Source organism: Mesorhizobium sp. AD1-1, from assembly GCF_020164655.1.
Lineage (GTDB): Bacteria > Pseudomonadota > Alphaproteobacteria > Rhizobiales > Rhizobiaceae > Mesorhizobium > Mesorhizobium ciceri.
Window position 1 is genome coordinate 386,739 of the sequence record NZ_JAIUGP010000001.1, and the last position, 15,917, is coordinate 402,655.

At 62.9% G+C, this 15,917-nt stretch carries 15 protein-coding genes; 7 read left to right on the top strand and 8 right to left on the bottom strand.

The features are described 5' to 3' along the window. Positions 1 to 22: 22 nt before the first annotated feature. The 4 genes from LB519_RS01780 to LB519_RS01795 all read right to left on the bottom strand — a co-directional run bounded on the left by LB519_RS01780 (position 23) and on the right by LB519_RS01795 (position 2,730). Complete coding sequence (locus LB519_RS01780; protein WP_224618450.1) at positions 23 to 877, bottom strand: hypothetical protein; 855 nt, start codon at positions 875 to 877, stop codon at positions 23 to 25. A gap of 69 nt (positions 878 to 946) precedes the next feature. Beyond that, complete coding sequence (locus LB519_RS01785; protein ID WP_013528046.1) at positions 947 to 1,609, bottom strand: HAD family hydrolase; 663 nt, start codon at positions 1,607 to 1,609, stop codon at positions 947 to 949. Then, entirely contained in the window at positions 1,609 to 2,094 is a 486-nt protein-coding gene (gene dut / locus LB519_RS01790; RefSeq protein WP_224618451.1) for a dUTP diphosphatase, read from the bottom strand. Before dut ends, LB519_RS01785 begins: the two co-directional genes overlap by 1 nt. Before the next feature lie 165 nt (positions 2,095 to 2,259). Further along, the gene (locus LB519_RS01795) at positions 2,260 to 2,730 is read right to left on the bottom strand and encodes an Lrp/AsnC family transcriptional regulator (RefSeq protein ID WP_013528044.1); all 471 of its coding nucleotides are present in this window, start codon (positions 2,728 to 2,730) and stop codon (positions 2,260 to 2,262) included. A 115-nt stretch (positions 2,731 to 2,845) separates the two neighbouring features. Here LB519_RS01795 and LB519_RS01800 point away from each other — a divergent pair, with 115 nt between their 5' ends. Next, entirely contained in the window at positions 2,846 to 3,094 is a 249-nt protein-coding gene (locus LB519_RS01800) for a DUF6356 family protein (protein WP_013528043.1), read from the top strand. A gap of 335 nt (positions 3,095 to 3,429) precedes the next feature. Here LB519_RS01800 and LB519_RS01805 read toward each other — a convergent pair whose 3' ends face one another. After that, the gene (locus tag LB519_RS01805; protein WP_224618457.1) at positions 3,430 to 4,506 is read right to left on the bottom strand and encodes an NAD(P)/FAD-dependent oxidoreductase; all 1,077 of its coding nucleotides are present in this window, start codon (positions 4,504 to 4,506) and stop codon (positions 3,430 to 3,432) included. Positions 4,507 to 4,627: 121 nt separating this feature from the next. Between LB519_RS01805 and LB519_RS01810 the strand changes: the two genes are divergently transcribed. From LB519_RS01810 to LB519_RS01820, 3 genes are all read left to right on the top strand, one after another. Beyond that, complete coding sequence (locus tag LB519_RS01810; protein ID WP_127368374.1) at positions 4,628 to 5,224, top strand: TetR/AcrR family transcriptional regulator; 597 nt, start codon at positions 4,628 to 4,630, stop codon at positions 5,222 to 5,224. Then, the gene (locus tag LB519_RS01815; RefSeq protein WP_224618458.1) at positions 5,221 to 6,150 is read left to right on the top strand and encodes a haloalkane dehalogenase; all 930 of its coding nucleotides are present in this window, start codon (positions 5,221 to 5,223) and stop codon (positions 6,148 to 6,150) included. Before LB519_RS01810 ends, LB519_RS01815 begins: the two co-directional genes overlap by 4 nt. 100 nt (positions 6,151 to 6,250) lie before the next feature. After that, positions 6,251 to 7,843: a peptide chain release factor 3 gene (locus LB519_RS01820; RefSeq protein WP_013528039.1), complete on the top strand. Its 1,593-nt coding sequence runs from the start codon at positions 6,251 to 6,253 to the stop codon at positions 7,841 to 7,843. A gap of 75 nt (positions 7,844 to 7,918) precedes the next feature. Here the strand turns inward: LB519_RS01820 and LB519_RS01825 are convergent, their stop codons facing one another. Next, entirely contained in the window at positions 7,919 to 8,389 is a 471-nt protein-coding gene (locus LB519_RS01825; RefSeq protein WP_024505784.1) for a VOC family protein, read from the bottom strand. Between the two features lie 253 nt (positions 8,390 to 8,642). On the opposite strand from LB519_RS01825, the gene ilvD reads away from it, so the two are divergent. Further along, positions 8,643 to 10,487 carry a dihydroxy-acid dehydratase gene (ilvD, locus tag LB519_RS01830; RefSeq protein ID WP_013528037.1) on the top strand — a complete coding sequence of 615 codons (1,845 nt, stop codon included), beginning with the start codon at positions 8,643 to 8,645 and terminating at the stop codon, positions 10,485 to 10,487. A 163-nt stretch (positions 10,488 to 10,650) separates the two neighbouring features. Here ilvD and LB519_RS01835 read toward each other — a convergent pair whose 3' ends face one another. Then, positions 10,651 to 12,405: an ABC transporter ATP-binding protein gene (locus LB519_RS01835; protein ID WP_224618459.1), complete on the bottom strand. Its 1,755-nt coding sequence runs from the start codon at positions 12,403 to 12,405 to the stop codon at positions 10,651 to 10,653. A gap of 169 nt (positions 12,406 to 12,574) precedes the next feature. On the opposite strand from LB519_RS01835, the gene LB519_RS01840 reads away from it, so the two are divergent. Together LB519_RS01840 and LB519_RS01845 are read left to right on the top strand one after the other, a co-directional pair. Continuing rightward, the gene (locus tag LB519_RS01840) at positions 12,575 to 13,876 is read left to right on the top strand and encodes an amidohydrolase family protein (RefSeq protein WP_224618462.1); all 1,302 of its coding nucleotides are present in this window, start codon (positions 12,575 to 12,577) and stop codon (positions 13,874 to 13,876) included. Between the two features lie 153 nt (positions 13,877 to 14,029). After that, positions 14,030 to 14,953, top strand: coding sequence for a DMT family transporter (locus LB519_RS01845; RefSeq protein ID WP_224618464.1), 924 nt, complete (start codon positions 14,030 to 14,032; stop codon positions 14,951 to 14,953). 7 nt (positions 14,954 to 14,960) lie between these two features. Here LB519_RS01845 and LB519_RS01850 read toward each other — a convergent pair whose 3' ends face one another. Next, a complete protein-coding gene (locus LB519_RS01850) occupies positions 14,961 to 15,863 on the bottom strand; it encodes a phosphotransferase family protein (protein WP_224618465.1) in 903 nt (300 codons plus the stop codon). Positions 15,864 to 15,917 lie beyond the last annotated feature (54 nt).

Below are 15,917 nucleotides of genomic sequence, written 5' to 3' on the forward strand. Positions count from 1 at the left end.
CGGGCAAACGAATGCGGTTGGTTCAGAAGCGTTTGGCGTTCTCTCCTGCCAAATTGTTCAGCGCGTCGGAATCCTTGGCGTAGTGCGACGTTGTCTCGTCCCAATGATAGGTGACGGAGATGTCGTGAGATACAGGTTTGGGCGGCCGGTCATCGCAGCTTTCGTCGTTCACGACGGTGGCATCGGTCACCGTTACCTTGATCGCCGCATGGCGTCGGCCCTCTGCGATGGCTTTAAAGGCAACGTCCTGCGTCCGGCTATAGGCACACACGTGCTCGTCGAACAAATAGATGATGTCGATCAGCTTCAACTTGTCCCTGGCGACCATAATCAGCGGGACGATCATATAGTTCTGGTTTGAATTGGAATGCGAACTCTCGATCATGAGGATATCATCATTGGCGCCGATGCCGAGCTTGCCGGGTTCGCGGAAATAGGTGCTGCGGTCGAGGGCGACATTGGCGGCGTCGAGCAGCCTTGGTTTGCCCGTAATGTCGTAGAGCGCTAGCACCGCATCGCCTTCTGCGCTGTCTGAGGAATCGCCGAGATCGAATAGCATGGTCAGGCGGTCCTTGCCTCCCGCCTTGATGGCAAGCACGGAGGCATTGGAAAAGCCTGAGGTTTCGGGCGGCGAGCCGCCGCTGTCGGGTCCCTCGATATGGCGCATCGCGATCGGCAGCCCGCCCCTGTAAAAGCCATTCTTGTCGGCGGCGAGGTCTGGAATGATCATCCTGGCGAGGTCGAGATAGGTGATGTCTTTTTGGCCGGGCAGTGGGCTGCCGAGCTCCGGAAGGCTGGCGTCTTGCGCGCCGGCTGCGGTCCACAGCAATGGCAGCAGCATCACGGCGAGGATGAAGCGAAGCAGGTTCGTCGGCATGGTCGCCTCAGGCTGTCGGGCGCGCGGAACGTAGCACAGCCTCCCAACCCGTCCAGTCCGTCAGCCAGCTCAGTGGATCGGCACCAGCCCGGCCAGTTCGCGCATGTCGTCGAACAGGATGCCGCCGGCCTGGATAAGGCCGTCGCGGTCGGAATAGGGATCGGCGTGATAGGAAAACACCCGCATGCCGGCCGCGATGCCGGCCTGCGTGCCAGCGACGCTGTCCTCGATGACGATGCAGTCGGCAGGTGCAAAGCCCACGGTTTTCGCAGCATGCAGGAACAGGTCCGGAAACGGCTTGCCGCGCGCGACCATCGTCGAGGAAAACATCGCGTGTTCGAACAGCGGCAACAGCCCGGTCTGGCCAAGTGTGATGTGCATCTTCGACACCCGGGCCGAGGTGGCGACGCAATAGGCGATCCCGGCTGACCGCACGGCCTCGACGAATTCGCGGACATAAGGGATTGCTTCGACGCCGTGGGCGAACAGGTCTGGCAGGCCGGCGTTCCAGCGATCGACAAAATCGGCGCCAAGCCTGACGCTGGTCTCTTCTTCGATCTCTTTCTGCACCGACGCCATGCTGCGGCCGGAGAAATTCTTGCGGCAATATTCGAAGCTTGTCGGATAGCCGGCAGCGGTCAGCCATTCGGCAAGGCGCCGATTGGCCAGGTTCTCCGTATCGACCAGGATCCCGTCGCAGTCGAAGATGACAAGTTTAGGCAGTTCAGGCATCAGGCGGTGCCGGTCGATCCGAACCCGCCCGCGCCGCGCGCCGTGCCGCCGGCCAGGTTGCGCTCTTCCACGGCGGCTTGCGTCACCGCGGCAAAAACGATCTGGGCGATGCGCATGCCGCGCGTCACGGCAAAGTCCTCGTCGCCGAGATTGACCAGCAGCACCTTGACCTCGCCGCGATAGTCGCTGTCGATGGTGCCGGGCGTGTTGAGGACGGTCAGCCCATGTTTGAAGGCAAGGCCTGAGCGCGGCCGCACCTGGCCTTCCATGCCTTCGGGAATTTCCAGGATCAGCCCGGTCGGCACCAGAGCGCGTTTTCCGGGCAGGATCAGCAGCGGCCGGTCGTCCGGCACCGCGGCGCGCAGATCCATGCCGGCAGCACCGGTGCTTTCATAAGCAGGAAGGGGAAGTCCTTCAGCATGCGGCAACCTGACGAAGCCGACGGTCGGACCGATGACGGAGGGAGTTTGAAGGGCTGCGCGCATAAAATCGATCCTATCGGCGCGAACGGCGATTCGGTCAACTCGCCCGCAAGCCTATCAACGGCTTTCTTTCAGGCATCAGTATGGCCTGAGGTGTGTTGAGATTCAGGTCAGGCCGAGTCGAAACCCGTCGTTTGCAGGCCGGCATCACCTGAATATCGACATATCTTAGCGCACTTCCATCGGAACCACCGTCGTCTCCTTGATCTCTTCCATCACGAAAGAGGCGGAAACATCAGACAGCGCCACCTTGGCGATCAGCCGCTGGTAGAGCCGGTCATAGGCCTTCACGTCGGCGACGCGGGCGCGCAGAACGTAGTCGAGGTCGCCGGACATGCGGTAGACGCCGATGATCTCGGGAAAGCCGGTCACCGCCGCCCGGAATCTCTGCAGCCACTCCGGATCGTGGTTGGACGTGCGGATCAGGATGAAGACGGAAAGGCCAAGCCCGAGCTTTTCGGCATCGACCAGCGCCACCCTGCCGGTGATGACACCGGCCTCCTCCAGCCGCTTCACCCGGCGCCAGCAGGCATTGCGCGACAGCGCCACCCGTTCCGACAACTGGTCGACCGACAGCGTGCCGTCGCGTTGCAACTCGGCGAGCAATTTCCGGTCGATTTCGTCAATTTCCAGCGCCATGTGGGATATTTGTCCCATGCATCACCGAAATACAAGGACATTTTGAGACCGATGAACCGGCGAAGCATGTCAGGATACTCATATCAGGAACTTCAAGCGCTGAAGGGGAACCAGCATGTCGGTCGCAAGGATTTTCACCTCTCATCCGGCCAAGGTCGGCGAAACCTATTTCAGCCACATGGGCTTTGCCGCCTGGTTTTCGTCGCGCCTGTTGATGGCGGCGGGCGCCGCGCTCGTTCATGCTTTCTTGCCATTTCTGTTTGAAACTACCGCCAGCCGAATCGTTCGCGAGCTTTACGAGCGGACGCACAACAGAGGCACGCACGCGACCAAGGAGCCTGCGGCTCTTATGGATCGCGCCTAGGCGATCCCGCCATCGAGCTTCGTCACCATGACCAGGGACGGGATCAACATTCGGCCTTTTGCTCCGGCCGTGGCGAAGCTGGCGTTGGCCGGGTAGTTGCAAATTGCGGCAACGCCGCGGGCCAGCGCCCCCCTCTGTCCTGCCGGACATCTCCCCCTCAAGGGGGGAGATTGGATGTCGCGACGGCTTTCGCCAATCGCCGACCTTGCGGGACCGAGCGAGGCGCCGAAACTGCCAATCTCCCCACTCGAGGGGGAGATGTCCGGCAGGACAGAGGGGGGCGCCGTAGGGCGTTAACCTATACAGACATCGGCCGACGCTACCGTCCGTCCGGGTTATTGAGCAAACCGTCCCAACCCGTAAGGCGCGAGCAGCGGATCGCGCTCGCCATCAAGGATTTCGCGAGCGGCAAACAGGCCGACGGCCGGCGCCAGCGTGATGCCGGAATGCATGACGCTGACATAGACGCCGTCCATGCCCTCGGCGCGGCCGATGATCGGAAAACCGTCGATCGGCGTCGGCCGGTAACCGACCGTGTGGAAATCGAGCGCCAGCCCGTCTCCGCCGCGCAGGCTGGCTTTCAGGACCGCGAACAGTTCGCTGGCGGTGGCTTGCGCATCCATGCCGGGGTCGGCGCCGCCGAAATCGGAACCGGCGATGATACGGCCCTCGGCGGTCTGGCGCATATGCAGCCGCTCGGCCAGCACCAGTCCGTTCAGCAGTTTCTCGTAGGGCCGCGAGTGGACGATCAGGCCAGGTGGCGTCTCGAGCGGCAGATTTATGCCGGCGGTGGCGGCAATGCCCGCCGAGCCGACGCCGGCCGCGATCAACACCTCGTCGGTGGCAAGCAGCCCATGCGATGTGTCGACGCCCGAAATCCTGCCGCCTGTCTGGACAAGCGCCGTCACCGTGCTGGAGATGATCCGCGCGCCGCGTCGTTCGGCATCGGCCAGCAGCGCCTTCGTTGCCGCGACCGGCTCGGCAACGCCCTCTTCGGCGACATGCAAAGCGACGTCCGGGAGTTCGGTGAGATTAGGCTCTATACGGGCCGCGCCGGCGCGGTCGACGCGCTCGATGCCGTAGCCCCAGGCCGAATGCCGCGCGGTATAGGCTTCCATGTCGGCCGCCGATAGATCCCAGCACAGGCCGCCGCACCAGTTGAGCGGCAGGCCGGGCACGTCCCGCGCCAGCCGCGACCATTCGGCCATGGCGCGGGTGCGCAGCCGGAAATAGGGCTCCGGATTGCCCCAGGTGGCATTGATCCAGGCAAAGGAGTTCGGCGTGGCGACCCCACCGGCGGCGCTGTCGGCGGCGATAACCGTCACCTGTGCGCCTGCCCTGGTCAGGTGCCAGGCCATGGAAGCACCGATGATGCCGGCGCCGATGACGATCACTTGTTTCACGGCAGCCATGTTCGCTCCTCAAACTCGCCACCCCCTGAGGGACACTCTTCCAGTGCCACCCCCGCTTGCCAACATCGGCAACGCAAATTATTCGGCTTGACATCAATACGTACGTACGTATTATATCGGTATGGCCAGACAATCACTCCGCGAAAACCTCCTTGACGCCGGGTTCCGGACCATCTGGAATTCCGGCTATACCGCCGCCGGTGTGCGCGACATCGTTGCCGCCGCCGACGCCCGGCCCGGCTCGTTCACCAACCATTTTGCCTCCAAGGAGGAGTTTGCCGGGGAGGTGCTGGACCGCTATTTCGCCTATGTCGGCACGTTGGTCGAGAAAGCCTTGGCGCAGGACGGCACGCCGCCCATCGGCCGGCTGAGGCGCTATGTCGATGTCATCACCTCGAAGCTTGAGGCGCATGATTGGGCACGCGGCTGCATGATAGGCAATCTCAGCCTCGAGACCGCGGTCCACAGCGAGCCGCTGCGCCTGCAACTCGTCGACATCTTCGAACGCTGGCGCCAGCCCTTCGCCGCCTGCATCGCCGAAGGCCAGGCAGCCGGCGACATCTCCAAGACCTTCGAGGCCGAGGACCTTGCCGACTTCCTGCTGTCGTCTTGGCAGGGCGCCATGCTGCGCATGAAGGTTGAACGTAGCCCCGCGCCGCTCGAGCGGTTCAAGAAAATCATCTTCAGCACAGTTTTTGCAAAGGAGCCGACCCCATGAGTTCGAAAGCCAACATTTCTCAAGCTGGCGTCGCTGCACCGAGACGCTCGCAGATCGCCGTGCTCGATTCGACCATGTCCTATGTCGAGACGAGAGCGTCCGGCCCCACCGTTCTGTTCCTGCATGGCAATCCGACCTCATCCCACATCTGGCGCAACATCATCCCGTATGTCGCGCCGCTCGGTCGCTGCATCGCGCCCGACCTGATCGGCTACGGCCAATCCGGCAAGCCCGATATCGATTATCGCTTCTTCGATCACGTCCGCTATCTCGACGCCTTCCTGGACGTGCTCGACATCCAGGAAGTGGTGTTGGTCGCGCAGGACTGGGGCACGGCCCTGGCTTTCCATCTCGCGGCGCGGCGACCGCAACGCGTGCTCGGCCTTGCCTTCATGGAATTCATCCGACCCTTCGAGCGCTGGGAGGATTTTCATCAGCGCCCGCAAGCCCGCGAAATGTTCAAGGCGCTGCGCACGCCGGGTGTCGGCGAGAAGCTGGTCCTGGAAGACAATGTCTTCGTCGAAAAAGTGTTGCCGGCCTCGGTTCTGCGTACACTGAGCGATGAGGAGATGGCCGTCTACCGGGCGCCGTTCCCGACACCGCAATCGCGAAAGCCGGTGTTGCGCCTGCCTCGGGAATTGCCGATCGAGGGCCAGCCCGCCGACGTTGCCGCCATCAGCGAACATGATCATCGCGCACTTCGGCTCTCCACCTATCCGAAACTGCTGTTTGCGGGCGATCCCGGCGCGCTGATTGCGCCGCAGGCCGCACGCGAATTCGCCGCCGGGCTGAAGAACTGCCGGTTCATCAATCTCGGACCCGGTGCGCACTATCTGCAGGAAGACCATGCCGACGCGATAGGCGGCACCATTGCCGGCTGGCTCCCCGAGGTCGTTCAGGCGAGCCGCACGGCCGAATTGGCCTGAAGCAAGCCATGTCTTCCGGCGGCTTCCCTGCCGCCGGACCGGTCGACAGGCCCGCACTGCGCTGCTAGAAGCCCGGCCTGTCACACGGAAATCCCAGAGAATGCCCGAAGCAATAGAAGAAGAAGTGGCGCGCCGCCGCACCTTCGCGATCATCGCGCACCCGGACGCCGGCAAGACCACGCTCACCGAAAAGCTGCTGCTGTTCGGCGGCGCCATCCAGCTTGCCGGCGAGGTCAAGGCCAAGAAGGACAAGATCCAGACGCGGTCGGACTGGATGAAGATCGAGCGTGAGCGCGGCATTTCGGTCGTCACTTCGGTGATGACCTTCGAGTATGAGGACAATGTCTTCAACCTGCTCGACACGCCCGGCCACGAGGATTTCGCAGACGACACCTATCGCACGCTATCGGCGGTCGACTCGGCCGTCATGGTCATCGATGCCGCCAAGGGCATCGAGCCGCGCACGCTGAAGCTTTTCGAAGTCTGCCGGCTACGCGACATCCCGATCATCACCTTCGTCAACAAGATGGATCGCGAAAGCCGCGATCCGTTCGAGATTCTGGATGAGATCGAGCAGAAGCTGGCGCTGGATACGGCGCCGATCACCTGGCCGATCGGCCGGGGCAAGAATTTTTCCGGCACCTACCATCTGGCGCTGAACGCCGTGCGCAGGGGCGACGACGAGAAGGAGCGCACGCCGGTCAACGGTCCCGATTCCAACCGCGTCGCCGGCCTTTTGCCGGAGAACGAGCGCGAGGCCTTCATCGAGGAGCTGGAGCTGGCGCGGGAAGCGTGCAGACCCCTTGATATAGAAGCCTTCCGCGAGGGTCACCTGACGCCGGTCTATTTCGGCTCGGCGCTGCGCAATTATGGCGTGCGCGACCTGATCGAGGCGCTCGGCGCTTTTGGACCGCCGCCGCGTGCTCAAGAGGCCGACACCCGCAAGGTCGAGGCGACCGAAGAGAAGATGACGTCCTTCGTTTTCAAGATCCAGGCCAACATGGATCCCAACCACCGCGACCGCATAGCCTTCGTCCGCGTCTGTTCGGGCAAGCTCGAGCGCGGCATGAAGGCCAAGCTGGTACGCACGGGAAAACCGATGTCGCTGTCGGCGCCGCAGTTCTTCTTTGCCCGCACACGCGTCACCGCCGACGAGGCCTTTGCCGGCGACGTCGTCGGCATTCCCAACCACGGCACGCTGCGTATTGGCGATACGCTGACCGAGGGCGAGGAAATCCTGTTCCGCGGCGTTCCGAATTTCGCCCCGGAAATCCTGCGCCGTGTCCGCCTCGGCGACGCGATGAAGGCCAAAAAGCTAAAGGAAGCGCTGCACCAGATGGCAGAGGAGGGCGTCGTGCAGCTGTTTTCGCCCGAGGACGGCTCACCGGCCATCGTCGGTGTCGTCGGCGCGCTGCAACTCGACGTCCTGAAGGAACGGCTGAACTTCGAATACACCCTGCCGGTCGAATTCGAGATGTCGCGCTTTTCCGTGTGCCGCTGGATCTCGGCCGACGACAAGGCCGAGGTCCTGCGTTTCATCGAGGCGCATCGCGGCGACATCGCCCGCGACCTCGACAACGATCCGGTGTTCCTCGCCCAGCACGCCTTCTCGCTGAACTACGAAGCGGAGCGCTGGAAGGCGATCAAGTTTGCCACGATCAAGGACTATCAGGTCCGCGACAGAGCGGCGTAAGTCGCGCTTTTTCCTTCTCCCCGTTCACGGGGAGAAGGTGCCCGAAGGGCGGATGAGGGGCGGCGCGACCCTCGACTATCCTCTGGCAGCTTCCTCGATCTTGGCGATGTCGATCTTGCTCATCTGCATCATCGCCGACATCACGCGGCCGGCCTTGGCCCGGTCCGGATCCAGGAGCAGGCGCGGCAGCTGCTCCGGCACAACCTGCCAGGAGACGCCGAATTTATCCTTCAGCCAGCTGCATTGCGATGGTTGGCCGCCACCTTCGATGAGCTTGTCCCAGAAGTAATCCACCTCTTCCTGCGTCTTGCAGTCGATCGACTGCGACATCGCTTCGCTGTGCTTGAACTGCGGTCCACCATTGAGCGCCTGGAACTGCACGCCGTCGAGTTCGAACGTGGTCACCAACACCTTGCCTGCATCGGCGTGGCCTTCGGGCCAACGCATCACGCTCAGCACCTTGGAATTCTTGAAGATGGAGACGTAGAAGTTCATGGCCTCTTCGGCCTGGCCGTCGAACCACAGGCAGGTGGTGATCTTTTGCATGTCGTGCTCCTCGTGCTGTTTCGGTCGCTGTTCCTGTGAAACGGCTGACTCCGAACATGGTGCCATCTCCTTGCCGTCTGCCCAAGGACGGACATGCAGCGCGCCATCCGACAGTGCCACGCATTTTTTTGAGAGAATCTGGCGCATTGCAAAATTGTGGCCAGACCATACTTGCGCGTCTATAACGCCTGCGGTCCGAATTCAGCTCCGCCGCGCCAACCCCTGGGCTGCGGCCAGCCACCAAGGAAAAAACATGCCTGCCTATCGTTCCCGCACCACCACCCATGGCCGCAACATGGCCGGCGCTCGCGGCCTCTGGCGCGCCACCGGCATGAAGGACTCGGATTTCGGCAAGCCGATCATTGCGGTGGTCAACTCCTTCACCCAGTTCGTGCCGGGCCATGTCCATCTGAAGGATCTCGGCCAATTGGTCGCGCGCGAGATCGAAAAGGCCGGCGGCGTTGCCAAGGAATTCAACACCATCGCCGTCGATGACGGCATCGCGATGGGCCATGACGGCATGCTCTATTCGCTCCCGTCGCGCGAGCTGATCGCTGATTCCGTCGAATACATGGTCAACGCGCATTGCGCCGACGCCATGGTCTGCATCTCCAATTGCGACAAGATCACGCCCGGCATGCTGATGGCCTCGTTGCGCCTCAACATCCCGACCGTCTTCGTCTCCGGCGGTCCGATGGAAGCCGGCAAGGTGGTGCTCGCCGGCAAGACGCAGGCGCTCGACCTGGTCGATGCCATGGTCGCGGCCGCCGACGACAAGATCTCCGATGAGGACGTCAAGGTCATCGAGCGCTCGGCCTGCCCGACCTGCGGCTCCTGCTCGGGCATGTTCACCGCCAATTCGATGAATTGTTTGACCGAGGCGCTTGGCCTGTCGCTGCCCGGCAACGGCTCGACATTGGCGACGCATGCCGACCGCAAGCGTCTGTTCGTCGAGGCCGGCCACCTGATCGTCGATCTCGCCCAGCGCTATTACGAGCAGGACGACGAAACCGCACTGCCGCGCAACATCGCCTCGAAGGGCGCTTTCGAGAACGCCATGACGCTCGACATCGCCATGGGCGGTTCGACCAACACCGTGCTGCACATCCTGGCTGCCGCGCATGAGGGCGAGATCGATTTCGATCAGGACGACATCGACGCGCTGTCGCGCAAGGTGCCGGTGCTGTGCAAGGTGGCGCCCGCCAAGTCCGACGTCCACATGGAAGACGTCCACCGCGCCGGCGGCATCATGGCGATCCTCGGCCAGCTCGACAATGCCGGCCTGCTCAACCGCGACCTGCCGACGGTGCATACGTCAACCCTGGGCGAGGCGCTCGACCATTGGGACATTTCCCGCACGACCAGCCAGAGCGTGCGCGATTTCTTCCTCGCCGCCCCTGGCGGCGTGCCGACACAGGTCGCCTTCAGCCAGGAGCGCCGCTGGGACGAGCTCGATCTCGACCGCGAGAAAGGCGTTATCCGCTCGACCGAACATCCCTTTTCCAAGGATGGCGGCCTTGCCGTGCTGAAGGGCAATCTGGCGCTCGACGGCTGCATCGTGAAGACGGCGGGCGTCGATGAATCGATCCTGAAATTCACCGGCCCGGCCCGCGTGTTCGAAAGCCAGGATTCCAGCGTCAAGGCGATCCTGTCCAACGAGATCAAGGCCGGCGATGTCGTCGTCATCCGCTATGAAGGACCGCGCGGCGGCCCCGGCATGCAGGAAATGCTCTACCCGACCAGCTATCTGAAGTCGAAGGGCCTCGGCAAGGCGTGCGCTCTGGTCACTGACGGCCGCTTCTCCGGCGGCACCTCGGGCCTGTCGATCGGCCATGCGTCGCCGGAAGCTGCCGAAGGCGGTTTGATCGGACTGGTGCAGGAGGGCGATACGATCGAGATCGACATCCCGAACCGCAGCATCCGCCTGGCTGTCGATGAGGCGGAACTCGCTGCGCGCCGGGCGGCGATGGAGGCCAGGGGCGCCCTGGCCTGGAAGCCGGAGGAAAAGCGCAAGCGCAAGGTGACGACCGCCTTGCGCGCCTATGCCGCCATGGCCACCAGCGCGGCCAAGGGCGCGGTGAGGTTTGTGCCGGAGTGAGGTTTCTTCCTTCTCCCCCTGTGGGAGAAGGTGTCGCCGCAGGCGACGGATGAGGGGTGTTCCAGAAAACACCAACGCCTCATTCCGCTGGAACACCCCTCATCCGTCTCGGCGCTGCGCGCCGATCCACCTTCTCCCACAGGGGGAGAAGGGAAGAGAAGTGCTACGGCATCAACTGATACTCATAGAGCTTCTGGTAGAGCCCGCCCTGCTGGAGCAAGGTCTTGTGCGGGCCGCTTTCCACCACCTTGCCGGCTTCGAGCACCACGATCGTGTCGGCCTGGTGCACCGTCGACAGACGGTGCGCGATGACGATCGTCGTGCGGCCTTCCGTCAATTGCTGCAGCGCGTCGCGGAACAGCGCTTCCGATTCGGCGTCGAGCGCGCTGGTCGCTTCGTCCAGCAGCAGGATCTCCGCATTGCGTAACATGGCGCGTGCGATCGAGATCCGTTGGCGCTGGCCGCCCGACAGTAGGCCGCCATTCTCGCCGACATCCGTCTCGTAGCCTTTCGCCTGCGCGCTGATGAAGTCATGCGCGTTGGCCGCCTTGGCGGCGGCGATCACCTCATCGTCGGTCGCACCCTCGCGCCCAAGCCGGATGTTGTGCATGATGGTGCCGGCAAACAGGAACGTATCCTGGCTGACATAGGCGATCTTTTCCCGCAGCGATGCGAGCGTCGCATGGGAAATATCCTGACCGTCGAACAGCACCCTGCCGCTCTGCGGATCATACATGCGCATGATCAGGTTTAGAATCGTCGACTTGCCGCCGCCGGAAGGCCCGACCAGCGCCGTCATCTTGCCGGGCGCAAGCGTCAGATCGAACCTGTCCAGCACCGGCGGCCCTTTCTGATAAGCGAAGTCGACGGCGTCGAACCGGATCTCGCCCGGTCCGGCCAGAAGCGGCTTCGCGTCCGGCTTCTCGACCAGAGTGAGCGGCTGGTCGGCGAGCTCGAACATCATGCGCACGCCGACAATGCCGCTTTCCAGCGATATGCGCACGCGCGCAAGGCGCTTTGCCGGCTCATAGGCAAACAGGAGTGCCCCGATGAAGGCCATGATGTTTCCCGGCATCTGGCCGCCCTGCAAGACCAGGAAGCCACTGACGAAGATGGCCCCGGCAATTGCCAGCCCGGCCAGCGTCTCCATCACCGGGCTTGTCGCAGCCTCCAGCGTCGCGATGTTGTTGGCCCGGTTCTCGACGTCCGACACCGCTTTGTACATGCGGTTGCGCATTGCGCCTTCGAGGTTGAAGGATTTGACGACGCGCACGCCGATTGCCGTTTCCTGCATCACCTGCACGATCTGGCCGACCGAGCGAAACTCCATCGCGGCGAACTTGCGAACACGTTTCAGGATGCGGTTGACCCCGTAGATAGCCAAGGGGCCGACGACGAAGCAGATTATGGACAAGGCTGGCTGCTGCCAGACCATGACTCCTACCAGGACGACCAGCGACAACAGATCGCGCACATAGGACGTGACAACGAGGTCGAGCACGTTGCGTGCCGCCTGCGCATTGTTGGTCATGCGTGTGATCAGGTCGGACGACGAGGTCGAATGGTAGAATTCGATGCCTTGCGCCAGGATGCGGTCGTAGATCTTGCGCTGGCGGTCGGCGATGATGGCGTTGCCGACACGGCTCATGAAATAGGCCTGAATGAAGTTGGCGAGGCCCTTGAGGATGAAGATCGTGGCGACCCCGCCCGCAATCAGGTTGACCCGGTCAATCCGCTTGAAAACTACGAATTCGTCGGTGATCTCTTTGAGAATCCAGGCGCTGGCGCCGGTCGTGGCGGCCACCACAAGCATCGACAAGATCGCGGCGCCGTAGCCAAACCTGTGCTGATAAAAGGATTCCCGGATCAACCTCGCGACGAGGCGCTGGTTTTCCGTCGAGCGGAAGAAACGAAACAAACGGCGGATCCTTGAAACCGGGACAACGAAGGCGGCTTATAGAGGGAGTTGCGGCCGGATGAAACCATCCGCGGCCGCCGCGGACAAATCGCTGTTGCAAGCGGCATCGACGGGATGCGATTTTCAGCCTCGGCTATATCAGATGATTCTTTTGACGGGATGACGACGGATGGATTTCGACCTTATCGTTCGCGGCGGCACACTGCCTGATGGCAGGGTTGCCGACATCGGCATCAACGGTGAGACGATCGCGACGATCGAGCCCGTTCTCCAGGGTTCCGCGCGGACCGAGGTCGACGCCCGTGGCAATCTGGTCTCGCCGCCCTTCGTCGATCCGCATTTCCACATGGATGCGACGCTCTCCTACGGCATTCCGCGCATCAACGCGTCGGGTACGCTGCTCGAAGGCATTTCGCTGTGGGGCGAGTTGAAGCCGCTTTTGACGCATGAGGCGGTGCGTGATCGCGCGCTGGCCTATTGCGACTGGGCGGTGTCGATGGGCCTGCTCGCCATCCGCACCCATGTCGATGTCTGCGATGACCGCCTGCTGGCGGTCGAGGCGTTGCTCGAGGTCAAGAAGACGGTCGCTCCCTACATCGACCTGCAATTGGTCGCCTTCCCGCAGGACGGGTTTTATCGCTCTCCATCGGCGCGTGAAAACACCATCCGCGCGCTCGACATGGGCGTCGACATTGTCGGCGGCATCCCGCATTTCGAGCGCACCATGGCCGACGGCACGCGCTCGGTAACGGAGCTGTGCGAGATCGCGGCCAGCCGCGGCCTGATGGTCGACCTGCATTGCGACGAGACCGATGATCCGCTGTCGCGCCATATCGAGCAGTTGGCCTATGAAACGCAGCGTCTTGATCTGCAGGGCAAGGTCGCCGGTTCGCACCTCACCTCGATGCATTCGATGGACAATTACTACGTCTCGAAGCTGCTGCCGCTGATCGCCGAGGCCGGCGTCTCGGTCATTCCCAATCCGCTGATCAACATCATGCTGCAGGGCCGCCACGACACCTTCCCGAAGCGCCGCGGCCTGACCCGGGTCAAGGAAATGCTGGCGCTCGGCATTCGCGTCGGCTGGGGCCAGGATTGCGTGCTCGATCCCTGGTATTCGCTGGGCACCGCCGACATGCTCGATGTCGCCTTCATGGGTCTGCACGTCGCTCAGATGTCGAGCCCGGCAGAGATGGCGCGCTGCTTCGACATGGTCACCAACGTCAATGCCGCGATCATGGGCCTCGATCATCTCGGCCTGGCGGTCGGCAAGCGCGCCAGCCTGGTCGTCCTCGATGCCGGCAATCCGGTCGAAGCCCTGCGGCTGCGCGCCGAGCGCCTGTGCGTCATCGCCAGGGGCAAGGTGGTGGCGGAGCGGACGAAGCAGGAAACCAGGCTGTCCATCGGCGGAAGGCCGGGAATGGTGAACCGGCGGCACATATCCGGCTCCAATCAAAGAGATAGAGCATGATGTCGTCCGAAAACCGCTTCACACTTTTCGGCATCATGCTCTAGATACAGCCGATTCCCGGCGCTGGTCTTACCCATCGCCCGAATTCTCCTCGTCAAAGCCGCTGCTTCCGTCTACGACGCGGGCTTACAAGGGGGAGGAATCGGGATCGGCATGACGCAGCCCGTGGCGCAGAATTCGACGATCAGGAATGTGCTTTTGGCCGGCATTCTGTTGATGCTGGCCGGCGATTTCCTTTTTGCGCTGAACGACGCCATGGGCAAATGGCTGGTCGCCAGCTTCTCCGTCGGCCAGGTGGTGCTGATCCGCTCCATCGGCGCCTTCTTCGTGCTCGGCCCGATGATCGCCAACCAGGGCCCGGCCAAGCTGTTTCGCATGGAACGCCTGGAGCTGCAGCTGCTGCGGGTGGTGATGACCACGCTCGACACCGCGCTCTTCTATGCCGCCGTGGTCTATCTGCCGCTGGCCGATGTGATGAGTTTCTACATGGCGGGGCCGATCTACGTCGCGGCACTCTCGCACCTCTTGCTTGGCGAAAAGGTCGGCTGGCGCCGCTGGATGGCGATCCTGCTCGGCTTCTGCGGTGTGCTGATCATGCTGAAACCGTCCTCGGCGGCCTTCTCGCTGTCATCGGGTTTTGCGCTGGTGGGCAGTATCGCCTTCGCCTTCGCCATCATCCTCAACCGCCGCCTGCGTGGCACCAGCGACACCAATCTGGTGACATGGCAGACCATCGGCACGCTGCTGGTCGGCGGCGTGCTGACCATCGGCGCCTGGCAGACGCCGTCGGCGCTCGATCTCGGCGCCATGCTGCTGCTCGGCATCGTCTCCTGCGGCGCCCATCTGATGATCACCAGGGCGCTCAAGCTGGCGCCGGCCTCAACGCTGGCGCCGCTGCATTACACGCTGCTGCTGTGGGCGGTGGTGTTCGGACTGGTGTTCTTCGGCGACGTTCCCGGTCCGCGCATCCTGATCGGCTCGGGCATTGTCGTTCTCGCCGGCCTGTTCATCTTCCACCGCCAGAAAGTGGTCGAGACCACGGTGCCGCCCGAAAACGTGCCGAAGGGCGTGAATTAGTCCAGGCTCACCCCCGGCGGATCGCCGCCAGATGCCGTGAAAACTCGGACGTCTCCATCAGCGCCTTGCAGCGCGCGAACCGCCCGTCGGCATAGGCGCGAAAATCATCGACAGGGTTGTTGTTGGCGAGCTGGATCAGCCCCCACAGCGTCCACAACAGGTCGCACATCGCCTTGTAGATGACGATGCCGCCGCGCTGCGCCGGCCTCGCCTCGCCGCCGAAATAGGCGCGCATCATCTCTTCGTCTTGCGCCAGATCGAATTTACCTTCCACGGAGAGGTCGCCAAGGTCCCAGAGCGGGTCGTTCATGCCCGAATATTCCCAGTCGACGATCCACATCCGCTCGCCCGTATCGAGGAAGTTCTCGCACAGCGGATCGCAGTGGCAGGCAACGATCGGCAGCGGATGGGCGGCAAGTGCCGAGCGCACGGTTTCCGCCTCGCGCACCACGTCATGATAGCCGGCGGGCAGGGCGATCTCCTTGGTGGACAGCACCTTGAGATAGTCGTCGATCATCGCAAACAGCTCGAAGCGGAAGGGAAACACCGCGCCTGAATTGTGCAGCTTGCGAAAGGCCTCGCCGGCGCGGGCTGGACTGCCCGGCCGAACCTTGAATTTCTCCTCCGACATGGTTTCGGCGCCGGCGATGTAGCGTGTCACCATCAACCCGGTGCCGGCATCGACATGCAGCACCTCGGGACTGACCCCTGCTTTTGCAGCTTCGCGTGCAGCCACCGCTTCGTTGGCCCGGTTGATGTATTCCTCGGTGCCCCTGCCGGGAATGCGCAGGCAGAAGTCGCCGGCCTTGAAGACGAGGTTGGTGAGGCCGCCCAGCCGTTCCAGCGGCCCGCTGTAGCAAGCCAGCATGGGAATGGCGTCCAGTGCCGCACGCGCCTCGTCTGTAATCATGCCTGCGCCCCCACTGTTATTTGTCGCGGCAACGGTTCCACAATTTTCGCGCTT

Coding starts and splice junctions, on each gene's coding strand:
- LB519_RS01800 (WP_013528043.1), top strand. CDS start 2,846: ATGTCGGTCGCAAGGATTTTCACCTCTCATCCGGCCAAGGTCGGCGAA.
- LB519_RS01840 (WP_224618462.1), top strand. CDS start 12,575: ATGGATTTCGACCTTATCGTTCGCGGCGGCACACTGCCTGATGGCAGG.
- LB519_RS01850 (WP_224618465.1), bottom strand. CDS start 15,863: ATGATTACAGACGAGGCGCGTGCGGCACTGGACGCCATTCCCATGCTG.
- LB519_RS01805 (WP_224618457.1), bottom strand. CDS start 4,506: ATGGCTGCCGTGAAACAAGTGATCGTCATCGGCGCCGGCATCATCGGT.
- LB519_RS01785 (WP_013528046.1), bottom strand. CDS start 1,609: ATGCCTGAACTGCCTAAACTTGTCATCTTCGACTGCGACGGGATCCTG.
- LB519_RS01845 (WP_224618464.1), top strand. CDS start 14,030: ATGACGCAGCCCGTGGCGCAGAATTCGACGATCAGGAATGTGCTTTTG.
- dut (WP_224618451.1), bottom strand. CDS start 2,094: ATGCGCGCAGCCCTTCAAACTCCCTCCGTCATCGGTCCGACCGTCGGC.
- LB519_RS01815 (WP_224618458.1), top strand. CDS start 5,221: ATGAGTTCGAAAGCCAACATTTCTCAAGCTGGCGTCGCTGCACCGAGA.
- LB519_RS01780 (WP_224618450.1), bottom strand. CDS start 877: ATGCCGACGAACCTGCTTCGCTTCATCCTCGCCGTGATGCTGCTGCCA.
- LB519_RS01810 (WP_127368374.1), top strand. CDS start 4,628: ATGGCCAGACAATCACTCCGCGAAAACCTCCTTGACGCCGGGTTCCGG.
- ilvD (WP_013528037.1), top strand. CDS start 8,643: ATGCCTGCCTATCGTTCCCGCACCACCACCCATGGCCGCAACATGGCC.
- LB519_RS01820 (WP_013528039.1), top strand. CDS start 6,251: ATGCCCGAAGCAATAGAAGAAGAAGTGGCGCGCCGCCGCACCTTCGCG.
- LB519_RS01795 (WP_013528044.1), bottom strand. CDS start 2,730: ATGGCGCTGGAAATTGACGAAATCGACCGGAAATTGCTCGCCGAGTTG.
- LB519_RS01825 (WP_024505784.1), bottom strand. CDS start 8,389: ATGCAAAAGATCACCACCTGCCTGTGGTTCGACGGCCAGGCCGAAGAG.